The 24,381-nt window shown below is 45.6% G+C and carries 17 protein-coding genes and 1 pseudogene; 13 read left to right on the forward strand and 5 right to left on the reverse strand.

The window, feature by feature from the left end; genetic code table 11:
- Positions 1 to 47: 47 nt before the first annotated feature.
- Positions 48 to 2,048 (forward strand): methyl-accepting chemotaxis protein, encoded by a 2,001-nt coding sequence (locus ACWGXJ_RS12065; RefSeq protein ID WP_452566822.1) that lies wholly within the window; start codon positions 48 to 50, stop codon positions 2,046 to 2,048.
- Between the two features lie 146 nt (positions 2,049 to 2,194).
- The gene (locus ACWGXJ_RS12070) at positions 2,195 to 4,756 is read left to right on the forward strand and encodes a response regulator (protein ID WP_452566823.1); all 2,562 of its coding nucleotides are present in this window, start codon (positions 2,195 to 2,197) and stop codon (positions 4,754 to 4,756) included.
- Positions 4,757 to 4,761: 5 nt separating this feature from the next.
- Here the strand turns inward: ACWGXJ_RS12070 and ACWGXJ_RS12075 are convergent, their stop codons facing one another.
- Entirely contained in the window at positions 4,762 to 5,448 is a 687-nt protein-coding gene (locus tag ACWGXJ_RS12075) for a response regulator transcription factor (RefSeq protein ID WP_254327414.1), read from the reverse strand.
- Between the two features lie 593 nt (positions 5,449 to 6,041).
- Here ACWGXJ_RS12075 and ectB point away from each other — a divergent pair.
- Entirely contained in the window at positions 6,042 to 7,304 is a 1,263-nt protein-coding gene (gene ectB, locus ACWGXJ_RS12080) for a diaminobutyrate--2-oxoglutarate transaminase (protein ID WP_061831657.1), read from the forward strand.
- Positions 7,305 to 7,392: 88 nt separating this feature from the next.
- On the opposite strand, the gene ACWGXJ_RS12085 is transcribed toward ectB, so the two are convergent.
- The 3 genes and pseudogenes from ACWGXJ_RS12085 to ACWGXJ_RS12095 form a co-directional block, all read right to left on the reverse strand.
- On the reverse strand, positions 7,393 to 7,911 hold the full coding sequence (locus tag ACWGXJ_RS12085; RefSeq protein WP_235306270.1) for an NAD(P)H-dependent oxidoreductase: 519 nt from the start codon (positions 7,909 to 7,911) through the stop codon (positions 7,393 to 7,395).
- 169 nt (positions 7,912 to 8,080) lie between these two features.
- Positions 8,081 to 9,205, reverse strand: coding sequence for a GGDEF domain-containing protein (locus ACWGXJ_RS12090; protein WP_452566824.1), 1,125 nt, complete (start codon positions 9,203 to 9,205; stop codon positions 8,081 to 8,083).
- A 95-nt stretch (positions 9,206 to 9,300) separates the two neighbouring features.
- Positions 9,301 to 9,588 (reverse strand): annotated as a pseudogene (locus ACWGXJ_RS12095) (glycosyl transferase); the annotation flags it as partial.
- 192 nt (positions 9,589 to 9,780) lie between these two features.
- Here ACWGXJ_RS12095 and ACWGXJ_RS12100 point away from each other — a divergent pair.
- Together ACWGXJ_RS12100 and ACWGXJ_RS12105 are read left to right on the forward strand one after the other, a co-directional pair.
- Positions 9,781 to 10,512 carry a thioesterase II family protein gene (locus ACWGXJ_RS12100; protein WP_452566825.1) on the forward strand — a complete coding sequence of 244 codons (732 nt, stop codon included), beginning with the start codon at positions 9,781 to 9,783 and terminating at the stop codon, positions 10,510 to 10,512.
- Positions 10,513 to 10,534: 22 nt separating this feature from the next.
- Complete coding sequence (locus tag ACWGXJ_RS12105) at positions 10,535 to 11,389, forward strand: sugar phosphate isomerase/epimerase family protein (protein WP_061831661.1); 855 nt, start codon at positions 10,535 to 10,537, stop codon at positions 11,387 to 11,389.
- Positions 11,390 to 11,480: 91 nt separating this feature from the next.
- Here ACWGXJ_RS12105 and ACWGXJ_RS12110 read toward each other — a convergent pair whose 3' ends face one another.
- On the reverse strand, positions 11,481 to 11,849 hold the full coding sequence (locus tag ACWGXJ_RS12110; protein ID WP_061831662.1) for a DUF423 domain-containing protein: 369 nt from the start codon (positions 11,847 to 11,849) through the stop codon (positions 11,481 to 11,483).
- A gap of 316 nt (positions 11,850 to 12,165) precedes the next feature.
- On the opposite strand from ACWGXJ_RS12110, the gene ACWGXJ_RS12115 reads away from it, so the two are divergent.
- From ACWGXJ_RS12115 to ACWGXJ_RS12150, 8 genes are all read left to right on the forward strand, one after another.
- Positions 12,166 to 15,114 (forward strand): glycoside hydrolase family 48 protein, encoded by a 2,949-nt coding sequence (locus tag ACWGXJ_RS12115; protein WP_452567894.1) that lies wholly within the window; start codon positions 12,166 to 12,168, stop codon positions 15,112 to 15,114.
- Between the two features lie 134 nt (positions 15,115 to 15,248).
- The gene (locus tag ACWGXJ_RS12120) at positions 15,249 to 15,752 is read left to right on the forward strand and encodes a ferritin (protein WP_013310291.1); all 504 of its coding nucleotides are present in this window, start codon (positions 15,249 to 15,251) and stop codon (positions 15,750 to 15,752) included.
- A 288-nt stretch (positions 15,753 to 16,040) separates the two neighbouring features.
- Positions 16,041 to 16,589, forward strand: coding sequence for a GNAT family N-acetyltransferase (locus tag ACWGXJ_RS12125; protein WP_023988541.1), 549 nt, complete (start codon positions 16,041 to 16,043; stop codon positions 16,587 to 16,589).
- A gap of 57 nt (positions 16,590 to 16,646) precedes the next feature.
- Positions 16,647 to 17,765 (forward strand): LLM class flavin-dependent oxidoreductase, encoded by a 1,119-nt coding sequence (locus ACWGXJ_RS12130; RefSeq protein ID WP_322174906.1) that lies wholly within the window; start codon positions 16,647 to 16,649, stop codon positions 17,763 to 17,765.
- A 216-nt stretch (positions 17,766 to 17,981) separates the two neighbouring features.
- Positions 17,982 to 20,009, forward strand: a complete 2,028-nt coding sequence (locus ACWGXJ_RS12135; protein ID WP_452566826.1) for a S9 family peptidase — start codon at positions 17,982 to 17,984, stop codon at positions 20,007 to 20,009.
- A 112-nt stretch (positions 20,010 to 20,121) separates the two neighbouring features.
- On the forward strand, positions 20,122 to 21,225 hold the full coding sequence (locus tag ACWGXJ_RS12140; protein ID WP_452566827.1) for a DNA alkylation repair protein: 1,104 nt from the start codon (positions 20,122 to 20,124) through the stop codon (positions 21,223 to 21,225).
- A 184-nt stretch (positions 21,226 to 21,409) separates the two neighbouring features.
- Positions 21,410 to 22,999, forward strand: a complete 1,590-nt coding sequence (locus ACWGXJ_RS12145; protein WP_452566828.1) for an acyl-CoA synthetase — start codon at positions 21,410 to 21,412, stop codon at positions 22,997 to 22,999.
- A 47-nt stretch (positions 23,000 to 23,046) separates the two neighbouring features.
- Complete coding sequence (locus ACWGXJ_RS12150) at positions 23,047 to 24,279, forward strand: aminopeptidase (RefSeq protein ID WP_452566829.1); 1,233 nt, start codon at positions 23,047 to 23,049, stop codon at positions 24,277 to 24,279.
- The last annotated feature ends 102 nt before the right edge of the window (positions 24,280 to 24,381 follow it).

A 24,381-nucleotide genomic window follows, 5' to 3' on the forward strand; every position in this document is an offset into this window, starting at 1 on the left:
TCGCCATAGGTTAGGAAATCCAGGTAGTGAAATGGAGATGTTTATTAATGAAGAAGTTATCGGGGAAAAAGCGGCTAGTCGCAAGGGTGCTCAGCAAAAATTTTAAAACGAAGCTAATGGTCGCCTTTATTGCATTTCTGATTTTACCGTCCATGATCGTGGGGGCTTTGTCGTTTATAAGCGCGAGTCAGCAGATTCGAAACCAGATTGAAGAAAGTGCCGAGCAGGCTATCATCCGCACTAATTTTATTATTGATAGTACTATTGAACCCAAGGTACATGACGCAGAATATTTTGCAGAAAGACTAAAAGGCAATCGGGTAGAGACGGAGGAACAAGCGGCCAAACTGGAAGAGTTTTTCAAGCAATATGCTGCACTTCATCCTGAAGCAGAATCCATCTCTTATGGTACGAAGGACGGTAAATTTACAACCTATCCACAGAAGCAATTACCGGATAATTATGATCCACGAGTCAGACCTTGGTACGATAAAGCGATAAAGGAGCAAGCAAAGACAGCGATTAGTTCTCCCTATCTTTCGGCAAGCTCGAAGCAAATGACGGTTACGGTGTCCAAGGCAACGTCAGATGGATCGGGTGTTATTGGCATTGACCTGAAAATAAGTGGTATTAAAGAGACGTTGAACAATATTAAAGTAGGTCATGAGGGTTATGCTATATTGCTGGACAGCAACCATACTTACATTGTACATCCGACGAAGGAAGCAGGCACCAAAATTACAGATATTGAATCACGCATGTTTCAGAGCGATGCTGGTGAATACGAGTATGAGTATGAAGGACAGCCCAAATATATGAACTATGCGACTAACAAGCTAACTGGCTGGAAGATAGGCGGAACGCTATATTTGTCTGAAGTCGATGAGGCAGCAGGACCGATTTTGATCAGCACTTTACTAACCATCATCGGTTGTCTTGTGATTGGTATTTTCATCGTTTATTTCCTGATCCGTTCCATCATCAAACCGATTTTAAAGTTAAAAGAACAAGCGGTAAATGTGAGCGCCGGAGATCTGACACAGGACATTCAAGTAAAGAGCGAGGACGAGATCGGAGAATTAGGAGTGGCTTTTCAAAATATGCAGAATAACTTGCGATCAGTCATTCAGAACGTAGGGAACAGTGCAGATCATGTCGCAATTTCTTCGAATGAACTGACAATAAGCGCGGAACAAACCAGTGCTGCAAGTGAGCAGGTGTCCCAGGCTGTGCAAGAAATAGCCAGTGGTGCAGAGAAGCAGACTACAGGGCTGGAAAATAATTCGGTGGCTCTCGATGAAATTGCACAAGGAATCACCCAAATCGCTGAACGCTCGATTTCGGTAGCCGATTTGGCCAAACGATCTGCCTTGCAAGCCGAGGAAGGACGAAAGTCTGTTGAGCAGACAGGTGAGCAAATGAATTCCATTCATCAATCAGTAGAGCGTTCCAACCAGATGATTCAAACCTTGCAAGCCCGCTCTCATGAAATCGGTGAAATTACGAAGGTTATCGGCGATATCTCCAATCAGACAAACCTGCTGGCATTGAATGCAGCTATTGAGGCAGCCAGAGCGGGTGATCATGGAAAAGGCTTTGCCGTCGTTGCTGATGAGGTGCGCAAGCTGGCAGAGCAGTCTCAGACATCCGCCACACAGATTGCCACCTTGATTGCCGAAATTCAGCATGAAACCGAAACGACAGTGAAGACGATGGACAGGGTTACGACTGAGGTGCAGGATGGACTGCAGATTTCCAAAGCAACCATTGTCAAGTTGGGTCATGCGATGGAAGGTATTCGAGAGACAACACCTCAGGTAGAGGAGGTCGCTGCGATTGCACAGCAAATATCAGCCAGTGTACAAGAGATTGCAGCGACAGCCAACGAACTGGCGACGATTGCAACCGGTAATGCCGCCACATCTGAGGAAGTTGCCGCCTCCTCACAAGAGCAGCTGGCTTCCATGGAGGAAATATCAGCTTCTGCACAGTTGCTTTCAACCATGGCTACTGATTTGAAGGTGATGATCAGTCGTTTCAAATATTAAAACGAGCTTGAACCCTATGGAATCTATAGTACAATGAATGCTCGGGACAGTTCTTTAAGCCTTATGGCATAAGGAATCTGTCCTGAGTTTTTTTATATTTTCGATTTATTGTACAAAACATGGAAGATTATAAGGGGGGCGAACACTTGGTTCGAGATTTAATGCTATGTGCTATCGTGATATTATTGTTAGTTTTGATTTTTCAGCGTCAGCTTGTTCGTCAGACGATCACAGGTGTATTTTATGGAGTGGCAGGAATTCTGCTCTTATGTATTGGTATAAGTGATAAAACACTGCTGACCTGCTTGCTGGAGCTAGGGATTGGTCTAATGTTCATGACTTTGTTTGTGCACACTTTAATGACCGCTAAGTATACATATGGACAACGTTTGTTAAACAAAGACCGTGATCTGCTGAATTCACTTCGGGTCCAACCGGGTTTTACCTTCAGGCTGGAGAAAAGTGGTGATGAATTTTATTATAAGCTGCTTGAAGGGGAATTGCTGGAGCGCCTAGGTCTGAATTTGCAAGTCAACTACAACAAAAGGGAGCATGTGAAGCGTCTCGGGGACATATTGGAGCTTTCCTCTGAAACGATGGAGCAGCTTAGTCAATACTACAAGCAAGCCTGGTTAGGTGATCGAACCGTATTTGAATTGGAGTTTTGGGAATATTCGGCTCTCATTACCTTACATCCGGTTAAGGAGGACTGGATTACTAGGTATGTTATCGGTCACGTGTTGGATATTACAGAGTATAAAGCCTCCGAGCAGAAGAGAATGGAGATGGACGAGGCTAACCATGCGAAAAGCATTTTTTTGGCTCATATGAGTCACGAAATCCGCACCCCGCTGAATGGAATCATCGGTCTGTCAAAGCTATTGAATAAGACTGAACTGACTGCCGTTCAAAGAGATTACCTCCACAAGCTTCTTGCCTCCTCGCGTACCCTTTCATCCATGCTCAGTAACGTATTGGATTTTTCCAAAATGGAAGCCGGCAGTCTGGAGCTGGAAAAGGTAGAATTTGAGCCGGAAAAAATGCTTCGTCATCTCGCAGATACCGTTGGAACTTTGCTGGAAGATAAGGAAATAGAGATCGTATTTATAACGGACCTGGCGTTACCGAAAAGGGTTAAGGGAGATCCGCTTCGAATGGAGCAGGTGCTTTCAAATCTTCTGACCAACGCTATCAAGTTTACGGATCAGGGACATGTATTGTTACAGGTGAAAATGCTCAGTCAGCAGGGCGGACGAGTAGGCGTTTCTTTTATGGTAGAAGATACGGGAATAGGAATTTCCGAGACGTGTATGGACCAGCTATTCGTCCCTTTTATCCAGGCGAGTACCTCAACCAGCCGCAGATATGGGGGCTCTGGGCTGGGTTTGGCCATTAGCAAGCATTTGGCTGAAGCTATGGGCGGCAAAGTAGAGGTGAAAAGCCAATTAGGAGAGTACAGTCAATTTTACTTTAATGTCGAGTTGGATACCGAGGAATTGAATGCGGGAAGCACACAAATAGAAAAACAAATCAAAGGCAAAGCCTTAATTGTTGCGCAGCATGAACTGGTGAGGTACAGTTTGAACGAACTACTGCAAGATTTGGGGCTAAAACCATTCACTATTTCATCCTTCCAAGAAAGTATGGACGCTTTTCAAAAGGGTGAGCATTTTGATTTTGTTATCATTGATATGGGGATGGAAGGTTTTAGAGAACTGGACTCCCGGAGGCAATGGCTTCAAATGCTGGATAGGCAGATAACTCAGATCATTGGACTTACAACCGTGTTTCAGATGGAAACCATAGCTGCTGGGGACATGGATCATAGGATAGATGCCTTTTTGTCCAAGCCCGTTACCCGGAACGCTCTGCTGGAGGTTCTCTGCTGGAAGAAGGAACAGTCAGTGCCTGCAGATGGTAATACTCTGGAGACTCATGTGACCATGAGTTCCCGCAATGAGGTGGGGGATACAACACAGAAGTATCAAATTCTCATAGCAGAGGATAACGAAATTAACCAGGTGGTGATTACCGAGTTTTTAGCAGAGCGTAACTTTGAGGTAACGATGGTCACGAACGGAAGAGAACTAATAGCGTTACTGGAACTGCGTTACTGGGATATGGTGTTGCTTGATCTGCATATGCCAGAGATGGATGGTTTTGAGACGGCGAGACATATTCGGAGAAACAAAGCTTTTAACAGGCTTCCCATTATCGCTTTTACCGCTGATGCTGTGCAGCATGAACAGGAAGTTTGTCTTCGTGCGGGTATTAATGCCGTGCTTCTCAAGCCTATCCATGAACTGACCGCTGTTAGAGTGTTAACTAGCTGGATTAATTTAGCGTGGCTGCAAGATTTACATGGTATTCACGCAGAGCAGGCGATAGCCGCTATGGATGGCAAGGTGTATATTTTTCAATTTGCCCTTTATAAATGGATTCAGGAATACCAGTATCTTGATAAGAGAGTTCTGAAAAAAATGGGCAATGGGCAGTTATCTTCTGCTCTTCGATTAATCCACTCGCTTAAGGGAGGAACGGGGAACCTGTGTGCGCCTGAGTTGCTGGCAAAGGTAATAGAGCTGGAAAAGGCATTGAAGCGCAGTAATGAAACCTCAACAGGTGAACTGTATTCAGACTGGAAAGAGCAACTCAGTACGGTTCAGAAGGAGATTAATCAGATCAAGTCATCACTTCCCTGGAGCTGACCGTATTATTGCATAAATTTGTAGCCGATTCCCCAGATGGTCTTGATCAATTGCGGTTTCTTGGGGTCTTTTTCGATTTTTCTGCGTAAATGGTTAATATGTACGTCCACAGCCCTCTCATTAATAAAGGAGTCTGTGCCACGGAGAGCCTGAATCAAAGCATACCTACTGAATACAATTCCCCGGTTCAAATAAAAAAGCTTCATGAGCTCAAATTCTGAATATGTTGTCTCCACATCCTGTCCGTTAACGGTAATCATTCTTTTCGCTAGATCCAAAGTAATGCCCGTTTCAGGTTCAGGTGCTCTGCCTCTTCCTTGCAAGCGTGTGATTTCAATACGACGGAAAAGAGCCTCTATCCGTGCTTTTAGCTCTTGCATACTAAAAGGCTTGCAAATATAATCATCTGCTCCCAACGTAAGTGTACGAATGCGCTCTGATATGTTGTTTTCTGTAGAAATCACGATGATGGGCACGTCCGTATGCTTGCGTATCAGTGGGCAGGGATTCATTCCATCCAAATCTGGAAGCAACAGATCCAACAAAATAATATCGGGCTGTACGATCTCAAGCCTAGCAATACCCTCAGACGCTTGTTCCACTCGAGTAACGTTGTAGTCTTCTCCTGTTAAATACAAGGAAAGGGTATCTCCCAGCATATTGTCATCTTCAATAATTAAAACATTAGACATGATCATATTTCCTTATCTTTCTATCAAATTCGAGCCAAATAGTTAGGATAGCTGCAATGTTTACAACAAGTTTTTAGCAGGTCCTGTTGATAGAGTAAACTCCTTTGGACAGTCTGTCAAAAGATCAGGTTTGTTGTGGCAATCCTGTGGACAAATAGTCCAGATGTATATCTATTTGATATGGAAATGTACTATTTTTGAGATTTATTTCTATAATACGACATTTTTCGTTTTCTTATAACAATATACTACAAGTCGTTGATGATAAATTACAAAAAATTAACAAAACACCTCAGAAACATGCATTGACTTAAATGAAAATTATGGTATTTTATTACATAGGAGTTGACATCCTCTGATAGGCCTCTTAGAGAAAAACCCACTATTTAATCTTCTACTAACTTACTCTCAATGTGCTATCTCTGTATTTAATTTTCGTACTTTAATTGTTCTTGCGATCATACTTATGATTCTTTGGTGTGGATATCCCATTGTGAATTCAGACTGTCTACTCTTTTAGATTACATATTTACATTTTTTTGCTTTCCATGCTTGTATTTTTTAAAATCAGGTCAGCGGGAGGACGAGAGATCATGAACACATTCGAAGTGCTGGAGTCCAATGTAAGATCCTATTGCAGAAGTTTTCCAGTTGTTTTCAACAAAGCTAAAAACGATGTACTGTACACGGAGGCAGGCAAGGGTTACATTGACTTTTTTGCCGGTGCAGGGGCTTTGAACTATGGGCACAATAATGATTTTATGAAAAACCGGATATTGGATTATTTAACTTCCGATCGGATTATGCATGGTCTGGATATGTACACGACGGCCAAGCAAGAGTTTATGGAGTCTTTTTCAGAGCGTATTCTCCAGCCCAAGGGCTTGAATTATAAGCTGCAATTTTGCGGACCGACCGGAACCAATGCAGTGGAAGCAGCACTGAAACTTGCACGCAAGGTGAAAAACAGAAATGGTATTTTTGCTTTTATGGGTGCGTTCCACGGGATGTCGCTGGGCAGTTTATCTATTACCAGCAACAACTCCATGCGAGAGAGCGCAGGGGTTCCCCTGAACAATGTTACCTTCATACCTTATAACAGCACATTTAACGGAATGGATACCATTTTGTATATGGAGCAGCTTTTAACAGACACCCATTCGGGTGTGGAAAAGCCTGCCGCGATCATTTTGGAAACGGTACAGGCTGAAGGCGGTATTCATATTGCAGAGACCGAATGGCTGCGTGATTTGCGACAGCTGTGCGATGATCATGATATTTTACTCATTGTTGACGATATTCAAGTCGGTTGCGGCCGGGTTGGTTCGTTCTTCTCATTCGAGCGGGCGGGAATCGTTCCTGATATGGTTGTTTTGTCCAAATCGATCAGTGGATACGGATTGCCAATGTCTCTGTTGCTACTCAAGCCAGAATTGGATATATGGAGTCCGGGTGAGCATAACGGCACCTTCCGTGGAAATCAGCTTGCTTTCGTCGGGGCAAAGGCTGCGCTGGAGTTCAGAGATACGGTAGAGCTGGAAGCACAAGTGAAGGAAAAAGAGGCATTTGTTCAGCAGTTCTTGCGTGAACATATCCAATCGATAGATCCTCTTATTGAAATTCGTGGCATGGGATTGATCTGGGGGATTGATGTGTCTCATCTGGGAGAAGCGTTCGCCAAGGAGGTAGCGTCTCTCTGCTTTAGTAGGGGACTCATTATTGAACGTGCTGGGCGTAACGATACGGTAATTAAAATTATGCCAGCGTTAACGATAAGCTTGGAAAACTTGCGTAAGGGCTGCGAAATTATTAAAGAAAGTATGGCACAAGTAACCAGTACCTTGGTTACGATGTAAATCGATCAGTAAAGCCCCTTGGCTGGAGCTGCCGTCTGCTGTAAAGCAGGTATGGCGGGCGCCGTCCAAGGGGCTTTCTAGTAAAAAATTAAGAAATAACCGTTTGCGCGTATTTTTGTGCGGATTGCTCTAGTTGCTCATCGGTCAATACTGCAGCACCATATTGTACGAAATAAGGGAGCAATTTGACACCAATCATATGGGCTGTAGCTTCCAGAGGTCTCAACAGCTCTTCGATCGTATACCTGTTCCGTCCGTCATGTTGATAATTTTCCTCAACGCTGGCAGCAGACAAGGCGATCAACAACTCTTTGCCCTGTAGCTTGCCACCTTCGCTTCCATAAGCCCAGCCGTAGGTTAGAACCTTATCCAGCCATTTTTTCAGCAGGGAAGGAGTGCTGTACCAGTAAAAAGGGAATTGCAGAACGATACGGTCATGCTGCTCTAGCAGTTCCTGCTCCTGGGCGACATTGATTTGCTCATCTGGATATACCTCATACAGGTTGTGAATGGTCACGTCGGATTGTTTCTTGAGTTCTTGCACCCATCTTTTGTTAATGCGAGATTCCGCAAGATCAGGGTGAACGACAATAACGAGGGTTGACATTTAAAAAACCATCTCCTTCGAACTTATTTAATGTAAGTAAATAACCAATACATATGTAACAATTTTAGTTTCAACTTATGGAATTGTCAACTCTATTATATTTTAAGCTCTATATTCAAAAGACTCCGGCAAGCTCATGCCGGAGTCCATCAAATGAAGTGTTTTTACATTAAGCGATATGATTAAGAGCAACAATTTTGTTTTTCCCGGAGCGCTTAGCTTGATACAGATAGTCATCTGCTTGCTGAAAAAATACATCTTTATCTTTGTTCATTTCCTCTGTATAGCTTTTCAGTCCAATGCTTACGGTTACAGAAACGAGCTGCAATTTCTCCTGAAAGGTCATTTTCTCCACTTCACGCCGGATGTTTTCGACGATCTGATAAGCTTCTTCGAAAGTATGCTCGAACATCAAAATAGCAAATTCCTCACCGCCATAGCGAGCTGCAATGTCATTTGCGGTAATCTGTTCTGTAATGATTTGCGAGATGCCTTCCAAAATTTTATCTCCGAACTGGTGTCCGTAAGTGTCATTGATCTTCTTGAAATTATCAATATCCACTAACGCCAGATGGATGATCGCGCCTTGTTCGGCATATTCGAGTGCTTTTTCATAAAAGTTTTGAAAGGACAAATGATTGTACAGCTTTGTCAAACCATCAGTCATTGACATTTTGCTGATAATCGCGTTACTGATCATTAATTCCTGTTGGGCGCGCTTTGTTTTATACAAATCCACTAACAAATCGCGGCCGCTGGCCTGAATAATGAGAGCAAGAAAGGTGGACATAATTAAAAAGGTTGGAATCGCCACGATATCAAAGTCTGACAAATAGCTGCGGAATGATCCATCTGCTGCCAGCAACAGAAAAAAGACGACCACTTGCAATACAAAGGAAAGCCATATTAAGCGACGATTGAAGAACAGAATAGAAGAGAAAATAGGCAACAAACATAGCGCAGGGATAATCCGGATATCATAATTTAGGCGAATAATCATCCAGCAAATGACGGTGCTTGCCATAAACAGGATCGCAAAAGAATACCTGTTAAATTTAAAATGGGCCAACTCTGCCAGTAAGTTGGAACCACTCATGATTAGCGTGGGAACAATAAGGGTTCCGACGTAAAATTCATAAGGCGAAGCGTGGTAATCAAGAAATAAGTAGCTGCCCAGCTGGACGATAAAATGTACAGCTATAATCATCCAATACAGTAATAACATTTTGCGTACCCAGCGGGCTTGCTTTGTTTTGTAATCCATGGTTTGAGTAAGCCGTTTTGTCTTGTTCATGATGTCACCACACTTAATGTATCTTTAGCCATTCTCGTATTATAAGATACTATGTGATGAAGTTGAAGCTAATTTTTTTGAAGGCCATGAACTTGTTAGCCTAACAACACTTTTACTTGGTGGATAGCCCCGTCCCCTGCAACCGGCAGGATATTATTCGTAAGGACGGTGCCATCTAAGGTAACTGTAACTACACCCTTGGAGACATGCTGTGGATTCGTGATATGAATCACGTAGGTATCACCGCGGAAGACACGGGTGACTGTGAATTCTTCCCAGGCTGTAGGAATGCACGGATCAATACGCAGACCATCCCATTCGGGCTGAATACCGAGAATGGATTGAGTAATAGCTATAAAGTTCCATGCCGCTGTACCCGTCAAAAGACCCAACACATGATTATATTCAAACATAAAGCCGTTCTTTCTTTAGAAAGACATTTCCTGCCTTATACAAAATGTACTTGATTTTCTCAAGCATTCTTCTGGAATTTGCAAAATATCCGAAATGGGTAAATATACCTTTTTATGCTAAAATGAAAAAGTTAGAATTTAGCAAGGCAGGAGGTTGCAAGAATGGCACCTATCACATTATTTTTCATCCCGTATGCAGGCGGATCGGCGTCGGTCAGCTTCAAATGGAAAAAGTTGCTGCTTCCGCAAATTAAGCTTGTTCCACTGGAATTAGCGGGCAGAGGTATTCGTTCTGGGGAACCGCTAAAGGAAAGCATTGAGGAGATGAGCGAGGATCTGTTGCATAAGATCAGCGAAGAGATAGCCCCGGGCGATCCTTATGCCATATACGGACACAGTATGGGGACGATGATCTCATTCGAGCTGTACTACAAGCTGGTGGCGAGTGGATATGGAAAGCCTGCTCATCTGTTCGTTTCAGGTGGACGGGCACCGCATGTCCCAAGAAATTCCCCGTGGTTACACGATCTGCCCGCAGATCAGTTCAGGACGCATTTGCAGCGGTACGGTCAGCTTTCGGAAGCGATTTTTGACAATCGGGAATTATACGACTATTTTATGCCAGTGTTAAGAGCGGATTTCAAAGCTGTCGAGTTGTATAAGTACATGGCTAAAGCCGCACCTTTACATTGTTCTATCACCGCTTTGACGGGAATGACCGATAACACGGTGACCTTACAAGATGCGGAGGCATGGGCACACCATACGGATCAGCAATTTCGTATGTTTACCTTTGAGGGAGGACACTTTTTTATTCATGATGAAGTGGAACGGATTACGCACATCATCAATGAGACCTTTGAGCAGAGTACGGTAACAAGTAGCATACAATAATAAAAATAAGAGGTGATTTTTAGTGACAGTAGGTGTATTGGCACATTTGTTTGGCAAGTTGCCTTATCGTGAATTGGCTGCAAAGGTAGGCGCAGCGGGCTTTACTCATGTTCAGCTGGCTCCGTGGAGAGCGATCAGTGATGTAGATTTTAATAAACCGGGTAAGTTCAATCCGGGATTGGCACTGTCTATCGCAGAAGAATTTCGTAAGCATGGTGTATCCATATCGGTGCTCGGGTGCTATTTACATTTTTTTATACAGGATGAGGAATTGCTGCGTGAAAATGTAGAGCGCTTCAAAGAGCTGATCCGATATGCGGGTCTGTTAGGAGCACCAATGGTTGCAGCTGAAGTCGGACGTAATGAGGACGGTACTGCCTATACGGAACGTGACTGGAGAGTTGTAAGGGAAGTAGTGCGTGAATTAGCAGATGAAGCGGAGAAGTGGGGCGTATTCGTAGGATTGGAAGCTGCAAACGATCACTTGGTCGGAACCGCCGTAGAGTTGGCTACCTTTCTGGAGGAAGTACCTTCTTCACACATCGGTGTTGTGATTGATCCGGGTAATTTGCTGAAAACGGAAAATCTGGCGCAACAGGATGAGATCATCCGCGAAGCTTTCCAACTGCTGGGCCCCCGGATTATCGCAGCGCATGCCAAAGACCGGCGGTTGTCATCGTCAGGTGAAATTGAGACGGTGCCGCCGGGTTTTGGAGACATGAACTATGGCCTCTACATGGAACTACTGGAGCAGTACAAGCCGGGGGTTCATATTATTATGGAAGCTGCTCAGGAGCATGAGATGGCTGAATCCAGACGTTATATCGAAGGTCATCGGATAGCCGCTCAGAAAGCGCAACAAGTGCAGACGAGATAGTGCATTCTTTCATATAATCAGGAATGCTTCGTTAATAATTGAGAGACTTGGAAGCGCCTCCTTTTCCAAGTCTCCGTTCCTTTATCCTTCTTTAACCTTGCACAACCGCCACGATTACAATGACCCAGCTTGCCAAAAAAGCCAACCCGCCAAGGGGAGTGATTGCTCCAAGCTTTCTCACACCGGATATACTAAGGGCATACAGACTGCCGGAAAACAGGAGAATACCCACCAGCATAACCCAACCTGCGGTTACGATGAGAGAAGAATGGACAAGGCTGTCAGCAAGAACTCCAAGCAGTAGCAAACCCAGTCCATGAGCGATTTGATATTGAATTCCTGTCTGGAATATGCTGAGCATGTCTGCGGAAAGTCTTTTTTTCAATGCATGCGCGCCGAACGCTCCCAGAGCTACGGCTAAAAACATCACGATACAACCAAGCAATAGCAAAATTTTCATGTTTTAACGCCTCCCTGTGAAATAGTACCGATTCCAATCGATTTCGTCAATTTTCCTTGTGAATCTCTAAACTTATAGAATTTTTCGACGCTCATCTGGCGCCTAGTATGATATATTTTTTCCAGGGCCAATGCGAAGCATTTGGAGCAATAGACAGCGTGTCCTCCACCTTTTTTACGGGAAAGTGAGGTGATGATGCTGTCTTTTTGTGCTGTCGTTTTTCGGAATAAATTCTTGTGTAAAGCCAAAATTGATAATGGAGAGGATGAATGCAAAAGTGATCAGCAGAAAATCCGTGTTCAGGAAATCTGTCTCTATGGTCATGTCAGCCATTTTGGTACTTCCGTTAACCTTGGGCTTATTTCAGGCAGGACCCGACCGTGCATCAGCCGCAACACCGGAATCGACACGTTTTCTACAACTATATAAACAGCTGAAGGATCCGGCTAGCGGATACTTTTCAAAAGAAGGCATCCCTTATCATTCCGTTGAAACGCTCATGAGCGAGGCTCCGGATTACGGACACTTAACGACTTCGGAAGCGTACAGCTACTGGATGTGGCTGGAAGTGCTGTATGGTCATTATACTGGGGATTGGGGGCATTTGGAATCCGCATGGGACAACATGGAGAAATATATCATTCCTGTTAATGAAGGGGACGGTAAGGAAGAGCAACCGACAATGAGTAACTATAATCCGAACAGCCCGGCCACTTATGCCGCAGAATATTCGCAGCCGGATCAGTACCCAAGCCGTCTGAGTGGTCAGTATGGTGCTGGCAAGGATCCACTGGACTCTGAGCTGAAGGCAACCTATGGCAACAACCAGACTTATCTGATGCACTGGTTGTTGGATGTGGATAATTGGTACGGCTTCGGCAATCTTCTGAATCCGTCGCATACAGCTGCCTATGTAAACACCTTCCAGCGTGGGGAACAGGAATCAGTCTGGGAGGCTGTACCGCATCCATCACAAGATAATCATAAGTTTGGCAAGCCTAATGAAGGCTTTATGAGCTTGTTTACCAAGGAAAATAATGCCCCGGCACAGCAATGGCGTTACACGAATGCCACCGATGCAGATGCACGGGCAGTCCAAGCGATGTACTGGGCTAAGGAATTGGGATATGACAACTCCGTATATTTGGATAAAGCCAAAAAGATGGGAGACTTTTTGCGGTACGGTATGTACGATAAATACTTCCAGAAAACCGGAAGTGCTTCCAATGGGAGTCCTATTGCTGGTACGGGGAAGGATGCCAGTCTTTACCTGATGGCATGGTATACGGCTTGGGGCGGCGGACTTGGCCAAAGCGGCAACTGGGCTTGGCGTATTGGTGCCAGCCATGCGCATCAGGGCTACCAAAATGTCGTCGCAGCGTATGCGTTGTCCGATCAAGATGGTGGATTAATACCGAATTCACCAACGGCGGGACAGGACTGGGCGACCTCGCTGAAGCGCCAACTGGAGTTTTATACTTGGCTGCAATCCGATGAGGGGGCCATTGCAGGCGGAGCGACGAATAGCTGGGATGGTGCCTACAAGGCTTATCCATCTGGCACAAGTACCTTTTATGGTATGGCTTATACAGGGGCTCCTGTATATAATGATCCACCGTCGAACAACTGGTTCGGGATGCAGGCTTGGCCTGTCGAGCGGGTTGCCGAGCTGTACTACATTTTAGCCAAGAAAGGGGATACTTCGTCCGAGCAGTTTAAAATGGCTAAACAAGTGACGGAAAACTGGATAGCGTGGTCCAAGAGCTATGTATTTGCCAACGAACGGCCTGTGACTGATGCACAGGGATACTATTTGGACGCTCAAGGTAAGCGTATTCTGGGTGGCAAGAATCCGAAAGTGGCTACTACAGCAGCTAAAGGGGAATTCTGGCTGCCGAGCAATCTGGAATGGAGCGGAAAGCCTGAAACCTGGAGCGGATTTGCCAATCATAAAGGGAATACCAATCTCCATGTGGTAACAAAGAATCCAGGGCAGGATGCCGGAGTGCTGGGCAGCTATGTTAAAGCACTTACTTTCTTTGCTGCTGGAACGAAAGCTGAAAAAGGAGACTATTCCGAGTTAGGCAAGGAAGCTAAGGATCTGTCTAAAGCTTTGCTTGATGCTGCATGGGGTTATAACGATGGTATAGGCATTACAACGAAGGAAGCGCGCGAGGATTATTATCGCTATTTCACTAAAGAAGTGTATATTCCGAGCGGCTGGAGCGGTAAGACTGGACAAGGCAACACAATCCCTGGCACAGGAGCTACACCGTCTGATCCGTCCAAAGGCGGTAATGGTACGTATTCCAGCTATAGTGACATCCGGCCTAATATCACTAAAGATCCACAATGGTCTTATCTCAAAGATAAATACACGATTTCTTGGAACAATCAGACCAAAAAATGGGATAAAGGTGCTCCAGAATTTACGTATCATCGTTTCTGGTCCCAAGTGGATATGGCAACGGCTTATGCCGAGTATGACCGTCTCATTAACGGTAGTGGACCAACCGAGCCGACAGCTCCCAAAGCTCCGGCAAATGTGAAGGCAAATGCAGGGGACGCTCAGGTTACACTGACCTGGAGCAAAGCGACGGGTGCCGATAGCTATACAGTCAAGCGCTCGACAACCAGTGGTGGCCCTTATACCACAGTAGCAACGGTAACAGACAGCACTTACAAGGATACAGGAGTGGTGAATGAAACCACTTATTATTATGTGGCAAATGCAACAAATTCTTTAGGAACCAGCCCGGATTCTGCTGAGGTCAGTGCCAAGCCTACGGCAGCACCCATTCCAGCAACGGGAGATGTGATTGCACAATATCGCGTGGGCGACACCAACCCGGGAGATAACCAGATTCGGCCACTGTTCCGTGTAGTAAACAAGGGTAAAGAGGCAGTTGATCTGAAAAATGTCAAGCTGCGATACTACTACACCGTAGATGGCGACAAGCCACAGGAATTCCATTGTGACTATGCACAGTTGGGCAGTAGTAACGTTCAGGGACGTTTTGTGAAACTGGATAAGGCCGTTACAGGCGCAGATTATTATCTGGAAATCTCCTTTGGAGCTGGTGCGGGAAGTCTGGCAGCAGGGGAAAATACAGGAGATATTCAAATTCGCATGAACAAGACGGATTGGAGCAACTATAACGAAAGTGATGATTTTTCCTATGATCCAACCAAGACATCTTATATGGATTGGGACAAAGCACCTTTGTATATAAACGACAAACGTGTCTGGGGTCTGGAGCCTTGATTGTGAACTGATTGTGGAAAATGCGGGCGGAACGTGAGAGCACTGAATTCACTTCCGTCCATTTTTTTGTGATCGGATTCGTGGTACACTATGATCGTTACATCACTACATACATGACCGAGGTGACCTGAGACATGAATGACAATTTGGCACAGGCTCTGAATGAGCAAATGAACTTTGAATTTTACTCCGCTCACGTATATCTGGCGATGGCTGCTTATTGCTCCAGTGAAAGTCTGGATGGGTTTGCAAACTTCTTCCTGGTACAAGCTGAGGAGGAACGGTTTCATGCCATGAAACTGTATAAATACATTAATGACCGTAGAGGACGCGCCACATTGGCTGCATTGCCGGAGCCGAAAAATAGCTACGATTCCATGCTGGACGTATTTGAGCATGGCTACAAGCATGAGCAGCAAAACACGCAAAAATTTTATCATCTGGCTGACTTGGCCCTCGATGGACGTGAGCATGCAACGATCCATTTCCTGAAATGGTTTATTGATGAGCAAGTCGAAGAGGAAGCTCTGTTCGACAGTGTTATCCAGAAGCTTAAGCGCATTGAAAGAGACAGCAACGCCTTTTATATGCTGGACAGCGAGTTTGCCAAACGCAGCTTTACTGCCCCTGCGGAGTAGTACAGCATACATGGTTTGTTTTGAATGCCGGAGCTAAGACCAGCATTTTATTCGTCTAGAAAGTAGAGGAGCCCGATTTTCGGGCTTTTTTGCGTTGACTTTAATGAACGAATTCCCATCTTTCGAGGGGCTATTGTTATTTTAAATGGAGTTATAGAAAAAATTAATTTGTCGCTGAATGGTGAGCATGCTACAGTTATGTTAACTTTTATATCTTATTAAATAGATGGGAATAGTTATATAGTGGTTCACTCGTTTTATAAAAACATTAGAAGGAGGCGGGTTAGTATGAGTGAAATCTATCGTCTGGCACTCCAGGAGGACGCAGAAAGATTGCAGTATGTGACGTATGAGGCGTATGAAACAATTCGGCAGTTGGAGCTTCGATGGCCTGCCGCTCAGGCAGACGTTGCTCTCATTCAAGAAAACATTAAAAATAATGATTGCTATGTGCTGGAAGTAGACGGTGTTATTCAGGCTACCGTTAGCCATCTCAAAAATAGAGCCCTTAATTTTATAACCGATCTACCGTTTGTGATGTGGTTTGCTGTAGACCCGGCTGCCCAGGGCAAAGGATATGGGAAAAAACTGCTGAATTGGGTAGAGCAAACGATTATTCGTGACAAGGTCGGTGCTCCTGCTGTGACACTGGCGACTGCGGAAAAGCATCCCTATTTGCTATCCATGTACGAGCGTTGGGGATATGAACGTATCCATGCTTTTGACCATGGAACAGGGGACGGGACGATGCATTTACTGCGTAAAGTGGTGAATCCTGAATTATTCTCCACCTATATTCGTGAAAAAAATGAAGCCGAGACAGCCAATCGAAATTAGACGCGATCATAGGGAACGGACGAAGCCGATTCGTTCGCAGAAGGGGGGCAGGAGCTTATGAAGTTTGTATTATTCAGCCTAATGGCTAATCTGCCTAATGCGATTACCGGGGAAGCCTGGAGTTCGCAGCAAAAATTCCAAAATGTAATAAAGCAAGCTGTGCTCGCAGAGGAGCTTGGTTTTGATGCGTATGGTGTGGGGGAGCGGCATGGTGCGCCTTTTTTGTCGTCTTCGCCTCCACTCGTTCTGACCGCTATAGCAGCGAGAACTGAACGGATTCGTCTGCTGACGATGGTAACGGTGCTTAGTATTCTTGACCCGGTACGCGTAGCTGAGGATTACGCGACACTGGATCATTTATCGGGTGGAAGATTAGAACTGATTATCGGAAAAGGCAATGATCCACGCCATTATCCGTTGTTTGGAATTACGGAGGAAGAACAGTGGGAGTCGCTAGCAGAACGCTATCGTCTGCTCAAACGGCTATGGAGCGAGGAAGAGGTTACGTGGGAGGGCAGCTATCGGTCCCCGCTGTATCAGGTCACGACACAGCCACGCCCGTATCAACAGCAAATTCCGATATGGCATGGAAGTGCCTCCAGTACATTATCGACGGAGCTGGCTGCACAATATGGAGAGCCGTTATTTTCCTCAAATTCTTTCCATCCTCAGGCCAAGTATAAAACGCTAATTGATCATTACCGTGAACGGCTCGCTTATTACGGTCATGATCCTGCTCGGGCCGTAATTGGTGCCGGAGCCGGGAGTTTGTATCTGGCGGATACAGACGAGGAAGCGATCAGACGCTATCGCCCGTATTATGATGCTTACCACTCGACGGCGGCGGCTCAGCATAATCAATCCCCGTTTACAAGTTTGGAGGACAATATCCGCAACGGTCCAGTTCTGATTGGTTCTGCGGACAGCGTTCTTGAAAAAATACGAAACTATTATACTGCGTTCGGCCATCAGGTACTTAGCATAAGCGTGGATGGGCTGGAAGAGCAGGAGCAACTTGAACAGTTGCATCGGTTTGCCGAGGATATCATCCCTGTGCTGCGGCGAGAGATTCCCAGCACTATTTGGCAGCAGGTGCCGAACCTACACAAAGAAAATGGATCACTGGCTGCTATTCCTAAAGGTGCTCCCTCCATTTCTCCTATTTTTCAGTTGTGATTGATGAATAACGTTACCCTCTCTCATGAAAGCAACCGAAGTAGCGGTGCTTTCGGGTCGATAGCGACTGAGAGAGGTGCTTTTTAGTTTTAGACAAATTGACAGAGATACATAAAAAGAGTAACGTAATTGTATATTTATTTAAATCGCATAAAATTAATCGGATTAATTAAAATTTAAAGATGTGGAATCTAATGATATAAAGGAGGAATTTTTTTGAGCGACCCACAATTTAGTACGACCAAGCGCTGTATAACAGCCGAGGATTTATATCGACTTCACTGGGTTAGCGATCCAGCTATTCATCCTCTCAGCAGTGAAATCGCTTACGTAGAGCAGCATATTAATAAAGAGCGGACAGATTATAACTCAGGAATTTGGCTATTATCGTCTGAAGGCGCTAGCGCAGTACCCTTTACATATGGACCCAAAGATGAAACGCCTGTCTGGTCACCAGATGGAACACAACTAGCTTTTCTCCGTACAACAGACGGCAAGCGCCAGGTATGGATTATTCCGAAACGCGGGGGGGAGGCACGACAGCTTACACACGTAGAGAACAATGTTCATTCATTAGCCTGGTCTCCTGATGGGACCTGCATATCGTTTGTAGCTAAAACGGCCGAGAACCCGTCAAGCCCTACATCCGATGGAGGAACTCAGGAGGCACAACTTAAGGGACGAGTCGTTAATCGAACGAAAGCTAAATCCGACGGATATGGACTGTGGGATGATACTCGTGATCACTTGTATGTAACTGATGTGACTTCGGGGTACACAGTTCAACTGACTTCCGGCGCTTATGATGTGGCGGAGCCTGTGTGGTCACCGGATGGTCAACGTATTTTATTCGTCGCCAGAATAGCAGAGCATTCGAACGAGGATACGGATTTACGTAAGCAAAATGATTTGTTTACGATAGCTCCTGCGACTTCAAATGGTGATGCAGCAGCACCGCTTAAGTTGACCCATTCTGAACTGCACATCGAGAGTGCTGCTTATTCTCCCGACGGTTCAACGATTGCCTTTTACGGTCATGATCGACATGCCAAAGACGCTACACAGACCCGACTGTACACGGTTCCTTCCAGTGGGGGGACGGCAGTATGCGTTAGTGAGACGCTTGACGCTCACCTCGGTAACGCGGGTATGAGCGACATGCGTTCACATCTTCATGTAGGACCACCACGCTTTAGTGCGGACGGTCAATCCCTGTATACGCTGGTAACCCTTGAAGGCAATGTACACGTATATCAATTTGCGCTTGATGGAACTTTTAAAATTTTAACCCAAGGAGAACGGGAAATTTACCAATTCGAGCTTACTTCGGATGAGCAGCATATCATTGCCGCTTCCACCGATGTAGCTTTACCGGGTGATTTGTTCCGGATTGCGATTCATTCAGGAACTGAGGAACAGCTGACACGAGTGAATGATTCTCTGCTTGATGAGATTGAGATCAGTGTGCCTGAGATCTTCTGGACTGAGGTTGAGGATGGACGACGGGTGCAGGGATGGGTGATGAAGCCTGCTGGGTTTAAGGAGGGGGTATCTTATCCTGCTATTTTGGAGATTCACGGTGGTCCTCATGCCATGTATTCCAATTCTTTTTTTCATGAATTTCAGTTGCTGGCCGCTCAGGGATATACAGTCATCTACACGAATCCGGGAGGAAGCCGAGGGTACGGACAGTCTTTTACCAATGTCGTCCTTGGAGATTACGGCGGACGCGATTACACCGATCTGCTGAGCGCAGTGGACGAGGCTATACGTCAATTTCCATTCATTCATCCAGAAAGGTTGGGTGTAACAGGAGGAAGCTATGGTGGCTTTATGACAAACTGGATTGTCGGCCATACCGATCGTTTCCGTGCAGCTGTGACCCAGCGATCCATATCTAACTGGCTGTCCATGTATGGAGTGAGTGACATAGGATACTCGTTTACTGAAGATGAAGTCGGCGGGAATCCGTGGGACGATTGCGAGCTCTTGTGGAGGCAATCTCCGCTGGCTTATGTGCAGCAAATCAACACACCGCTGCTCATATTGCACGGTGAGCAGGATCTGCGATGCCCTATAGAGCAGGGAGAACAGCTGTTTACAGCATTGCGTCGCTTGGGGAAACCTACGCAATTTGTCCGTTTTCCAGCTTCAAGTCACGAGCTTTCACGAAAAGGGCACCCGCAGCTTCGCGTGGAACGACTGCAACGTATTACCAATTGGTTTGCCCAACACGAATTATAAGTAAATCGCTTTCTTGTATTAATGTAAAAATGTCAGGTCCTAATCATAGGACTTGGCATTTTTAGTATGCCTTGCTACAATTCTCTCAACCTCATTCAAAAGGAGATATATAATGGCCGAGCCCTTAAAAAATATGTACACGGAGAATTTTCTTCAACTATTCGGTGAAAAAGTACAGTCTGCGTACATGCCGTTCGATACCAACGGATTCATCCATCAAGTGATGGATGAAAAATGGGATGAGCTGGAGCTAAAAGAACGAATACGGCGTATTTCGTTTACATTAGGGGTATTTTTGCCCAGCAATTATGAAGAAGCTCTGGATATTCTTTTTGCTATAGACGAGCATTGCAGTGGTTTTCCGTACTTGTTTTTCCCCGATTTTGTGGAGGTTTATGGGCAGGGAGAAGAGCATTGGGACCTGTCCATGAAGGCACTGGAGCGCTTCACATCTAAATCCTCTGCGGAGTTTGCCGTGAGACCCTTCCTCCTGCGTGAACCGGAACGGATGATGCAGCAGATGACGACCTGGGCGGGACACCAAAGTGAACACGTTCGCCGTCTTGCCAGCGAAGGCTGTCGTCCACGGCTACCATGGGGACAGGCATTGCCTGTGTTTAAGCGCAATCCTGCTCCAGTATTGACCATATTGGAATTACTGAAGGCGGATCCTTCACTATATGTACGTAAAAGTGTAGCCAACAACCTGAACGATATCGCCAAGGATCATCCTGATGTGGTCATTGCTACGGCTCAACGGTGGAAAGGGATACATCCTGACACCGACTGGATTGTGCGTCATGGCTGTCGGACCTTGATTCGCAAATCCATCCCCGAAGTGATGGCAATGTTTGGCTATGCGGATGAAACAGACGGGGCGCCGTTAGTCACGGAAGCCTCTTTCAGCACAGACCCTGCCTTGCTAAGGCTCGGTGATAACTGTGAGTTGAGCTACGCGCTTCAGCTTCGAGAAGGTGACCCAGTACGAGTCCGTATCGAGTACGGCATCGATTTTGTGAAGGCGAGAGGACAAGTCTCACGTAAACTGTTTTTGCTATCTGATAAAACGGTCCCCGGAGGAACGCGTCTTGCAGGTACACGGACACACCGTTTTGCAGACCTGACAACTCGTTGCCATTATGCGGGAGCGCACCGGATTGCGCTGCTCGTAAACGGGCAGGAAGCAGCTTTTACAATGGTAGAACTCCAGTTGTAGATCACGATAGCGGTGAAGAAAAAGAGCCTAGAGCCTGAAATCAGGCTCTTTATTTTTGTCGTTCGCTTTACCAAATTTATTTTTTTCCAAAAAAATGATCCTGGTATTAGAACCTGGTACTAAGACGTGTTATACTACAGTAAGAAAGTGGATCTCATCTTATGTATAAAGGGGAAGGTATAATTTGACAGATCAACAACAATGGCTTGCGCCTGAATATTACAATATGACTTCGGAAATGGAACACCATGATGCTAGTAAAACTGCACTCAAGTGGCTGAGTGAGACAGGAGAATACGAAGAAATCACCTACGGAGAGCTGTTGAAAAAGGCTAACCGGCTGGCTGGAGGACTCGCAAATCTGGGATTTAACAAAGGTGACAGGGTTCTGGTCGTAGTACCACGGCGTATTATTGCGTATGTAATTTATCTGGCCTGCTTGAAGCTGGGGCTTGCTGTTATTCCATCTTCAGAAATGCTACGTGCCAAGGATATTGCATATCGTCTTCGCCATTCGGAAGCGCGTGCAGTCATTGCCTGGACGGGAGCAACAAGCGAAGTGGACAAAATAAATGATGATTTGCCTGCTCTGGATTATCGTATCGTGGTCTCCGGGGACGACACGGCAGATGTATCTGGCTGGCTCGTGCTGAATGAGCTAATGGATGGACAGGAAGATACTTTTGAAGCTGTGAAGACGCACCGTGACGATATGGCCATTCTGGCCTATACTTCGGGCACCACGGGAAATCCTAAAGGTGTTGTACATAGCCATGGCTGGGGATATGCCCATCTGCGGATAACATCACCATGGTTGGATATTCGAGCTTCAGACGTAGTATGGGCTACAGCTGCACCAGGATGGCAAAAGTGGATTTGGAGTCCGTTTTTATCTGTACTGGGGAATGGAGCGACCGGATTCGTATATAATGGTCCGTTTCGTCCGGGTCGCTATTTGCAGTTCATGCAGCAGTACGGAATCCAAGTGTTGTGCTGTACGCCGACAGAATACCGGATTATGGCGAAAACGGATGGTTTGGATCAATATGATCTATCCCAATTGCGCAGCGCAGTTTCTGCGGGAGAGCCTCTCAATCAGGAGGTCATTAATAAGTTTCAGGAGCAGTTCAACATTACGATTCGTGACGGCTACGGTCAAACAGAGAGCACATTAATTATTGGTAATTTAAAGGAAGCGCCTCTGCGCACAGGCTCGATGGGCAAATCTATTGCACCGGGACTCGTTGAGGTCGTAGACGAGGATGGCATTCCGCTGGCTCCGGGGCAAGTGGGCGATATTGCGGTACGCGCTGATCTGCCGGCATTATTCCATACGTATTACCATGATCCAGAACGCAAATTAGCTAGTGTCCACGGAGATTATTTTGTTACGGGAGACCGGGCTCGCAAAGATGAGGATGGATATTTCTGGTTCGAAGGACGTGGGGATGATATCATTATCAGTTCTGGCTATACCATTGGTCCTTTTGAAGTAGAGGAAGCGCTTATGAAGCATGACTCCGTGCAGGAATGTGCTGCCGTAGCCAGCCCTGACGAAATCCGTGGACATGTTGTAAAGGCTTTTGTCGTACTCAAAGCTGGGGTAGAAGGATCACCGGCGTTAGTGAAGGAACTGCAACATCATGTGAAAACATGGACGGCGCCTTATAAATATCCACGAAAAATAGAGTTTATTCAAGAGCTTCCTAAAACTAGCTCGGGCAAAATACGAAGAGTGGAGCTGCGGGAACTGGAGAAGCAATCCGTACTGTAGTGATGAAATCATTCAATATAATCAAAACGGAACAGGAGCGTGGAAAAATGAGTACATTTGAATCATTGTTGGAGCAATACGCAGAACTGGTCGTAAGAGTAGGGGTTAACATTCAGCCCGGACAGGCGTTTTTGGTAACTGCACCACTGGAAACTGTTGAGTTTACACGCCTGATTGTCAGCAAAGCCTATGAAGCAGGCGCTAAATATGTACAGGTAGAGTTCGAGGATGATTCCATTACACGTAGTCGTTTTGAACATGGTAACGAAGCCAGCTTTGATGACTACCCTGCTTGGAAGGCAGAAATGATGGAGAAATTTGCCGAAGAGGGTGGAGCCACACTAACGATTAAAGTGCCGAACCCGGATTTATATCAAGGCATTGATCCACAAAAGGTATCTCGTGCGACTAAGGCGGCAGCTACGGCGAGAGAAGGTTTTTCCAAATATACCCGAAATCATAAAATTAGCTGGTGTTTGATTAAAGCGCCGACGAAGGCTTGGGCCGATAAAGTATTTGCAGATGTAGCAGAAGAGGATCGTATACGTGTCATGTGGGATACAATCTTCCAAATGAATCGTGTAGATGGCTCTGATCCTATTCAGAATTGGCAGAAACATTTGAAAAACCTTGAACAGGTACAAGACAAGCTGAATCATAAAAAGTATAAAAGCCTCCATTATCGTGCACCAGGAACAGATTTGAGAATTGAACTGGCTGACGGGCATATTTGGCGCAGTGGTGGTGGTGAGAACGAGCACGGAGATTATTTTGTCGCGAATATGCCGACAGAAGAAGTGTTCACGATGCCTAAGCGTACAGGTGTCAATGGTCATGTCACAAGTACAATGCCACTCAATTTAAATGGTCAACTGGTGGATCGCATAACGTTTACCTTTAAGGACGGTAAAGTCACTGAATATACAGCAGAATCCGGCGAGCAGCATCTGACTCATTTGCTCGCTACGGATGAAGGGGCCAGCTATTTGGGAGAAGTTGCACTGGTGCCGCACGATTCACCAATTTCCAATCTCAATCGCATTTTTTACAATACAGGTATCGACGAAAATGCCTCCTGCCACTTGGCTCTAGGCAGTGCGTATCCATTTAATATGGAAAATGGGACACAAATGAACCGGGAGGAGCTGCTCCAGAACGGTGCCAATGTCAGCCTGACTCATGTGGACTTCATGATCGGCTCAGCTGAGCTGGATATTGACGGCGAATTGCAAGACGGAAGCAAAGAAGCCGTGTTCCGCAAAGGAAATTGGGCTATTTAGGCCTTTTTTCAATCTCCATTCAATCGACCCGCAAACGATCTCATTCGTTATGCGGGTTTTTCTATTCCCTAAATCTCAAATTGCTCCTTGTTTTGTGAAATA

The sequence above is a fragment of the Paenibacillus sp. S33 genome (assembly GCF_053615415.1).